Origin of the sequence: Micrococcus sp. MS-ASIII-49, assembly GCF_000946635.1 — a bacterium.
Classification (GTDB): Bacteria; Actinomycetota; Actinomycetes; order Actinomycetales; family Micrococcaceae; genus Micrococcus; species Micrococcus luteus.
Genome location: NZ_JXSP01000094.1, coordinates 1 through 282 on the forward strand (window position 1 = coordinate 1; position 282 = coordinate 282).

The following is a 282-nucleotide window of genomic DNA, read 5'->3' on the forward strand; positions in this document are numbered from 1 at the left end:
CGCGGCCTCCGCCGCGTGCATCGTCACGGCCCTCGCCGGAGCGGCCGCCCCGGTTCCGTTCGCCACGGCCTCCGCCGCGCGCCCGGTCACGGCCCTCGCCGGAGCGCCCGCCCCGGCCTCGGCCGCCGCGCTCGCCGTCGCGGGACCGGCCGCCCTCGCGACCCCGTCCGCGGCCGCCGTCGCGCTGCTTCGCCTCGGGGCCGCCGAGGTCCTCGAGCGTCTCGCCCTCGAGGCCCTCGAGCACGCGCTTGGCCTGCGGCAGACGGCCCTTCGTGCCCTTCG

General features: G+C 81.9%; 1 protein-coding gene. It reads left to right on the plus strand.

Translation table 11 applies throughout. From position 1 onward, the window contains the following. Positions 1-282 (plus strand): hypothetical protein (locus SJ20_RS12300; protein ID WP_044659414.1); only part of this gene is annotated, 282 nt, incomplete at both ends.